Origin of the sequence: Nocardia sp. NPDC059764, from assembly GCF_042732555.1 — a bacterium.
GTDB lineage: Bacteria > Actinomycetota > Actinomycetes > Mycobacteriales > Mycobacteriaceae > Nocardia.
The window spans coordinates 1-1,295 of the sequence record NZ_JBHWHH010000354.1; the positions used below are offsets into that span (position 1 = coordinate 1).

2 protein-coding genes are annotated in these 1,295 nt (G+C 69.0%); both read right to left on the reverse strand.

Annotated features, from left to right (window positions below):
• Positions 1–44 precede the first annotated feature (44 nt).
• Positions 45–527: a h domain protein gene (locus ACFV4K_RS35650; RefSeq protein ID WP_379280693.1), complete on the reverse strand. Its 483-nt coding sequence runs from the start codon at positions 525–527 to the stop codon at positions 45–47.
• On the reverse strand, positions 524–1,087 hold the full coding sequence (locus tag ACFV4K_RS35655; protein ID WP_379280694.1) for a hypothetical protein: 564 nt from the start codon (positions 1,085–1,087) through the stop codon (positions 524–526). The genes ACFV4K_RS35650 and ACFV4K_RS35655 overlap by 4 nt, the downstream gene beginning before the upstream one ends.
• Between the last annotated feature and the right edge of the window lie 208 nt (positions 1,088–1,295).

Genomic DNA, 1,295 nt, shown 5'->3' on the forward strand with positions numbered 1-1,295 from the left:
GCGCTGGGTTATCCCGCGCGCCACGGCCTTACACACTGTGTTCGTCAGATCGGGGTGACCTCGGAGACGAGCCAGTGGTCGCCGCTCTTTTCCAGGTCGACCCGGACCCGGCTGCCGCTCGCGGTGGCCTTGGGGTTGTCCTTGCTGGTGGTCATCTGGTTGAGGAAGAGCATCACCTTGGCATGCTTGGTGTCGACGTCGATGACGCCGCCGGCCTGGGTGGAGGCGATGACGGTGAGCTGCTTCTCCTTGGCCCCGGGGGCGATGGATTCGTTGACGAGCTTGAGGTAGTCGTCCTTGAAGCCGCCGGTGAGGTTGTCGGCGACCTTGGGGAGGGCCTTGTCGACGGAGTTGAAGTCGTAGCTGAACATGCCCTCGACCGTCTTGCGGGCCGTGGCCACGGAATCGGTGCGGGCGTGGTCGAGCTGCTTCAGGTGCCAGGTGTCGTAGCCGAACCAGCCGGCGGCGGCGAGCATGGCCACCATGACGGCCGCGGTGATCGAGACCCGGATGTTCTTCTTGCTCATGAGACGAACTCCAGCTTCGCCGCGGTGAACTGGTCGCCGTCGTGGACGATCGTCACCCGGAATCGGTAGACGCGCTGCTGCGGCTGATCCGAGCCGGCGTTGGTGAGGTTCTGCTTGGCGGCCACCAGGATCTGCGCGGAGTTGTCGTCGTAGGACTCGACGGCGGTCTCCACCACTTGGCCGCTGGCCTTCACGTTCGCCTGCTTGATGACGTCGGCGTAAGCGTCACTGCGCGAGGAGTACTCGTCCTTGAGCTGACCCGACGCCACCGACAGCACGCGGTTGATGTCGTCCTTGACGCTGTCCACCTTGATGGTGGTGATGTTCAGGACGGCCTGCTTGGCGGTCTGGGTGTAGTCCGCGCGCAGCTGCTCGTCCTTGCTCGCGGTGTTGTGCGCGGGGATCCAGAAGACCAGGCTGGCGGTCAGCGCGATCAGGCACAGCGTCGCGGCCGCGCCGAGCAGCATCATCGGCAAGTCGCGCTTGGTGTCCGGCTCGTCCTCGTCGGTGTCCGCGGACTCGTCGGCGTCGGCCGCGACGGCCGGGGCACCCTCGGTCACGATCAGCGGCTCGTCGGCGGCCGAATCGTCAGCGGCGGCTACCGATTCGTCCGAGGCAGCTGCGGGCGCCTCGGGCGAATCGTCCGCAACTGCCGCCGCCGCGGGGGCCCCCCCCCCGGGGGGGGGGGCCCGGGCGGGGTCGGCCGGCGCGGCGGGGGCCGCCGGGGGCGCGCCCCACAACGGGGGGGGCGCGGGGCCCCGGGCCCCC

Coding starts and splice junctions, on each gene's coding strand:
- ACFV4K_RS35650 (WP_379280693.1), bottom strand. CDS start 527: ATGAGCAAGAAGAACATCCGGGTCTCGATCACCGCGGCCGTCATGGTG.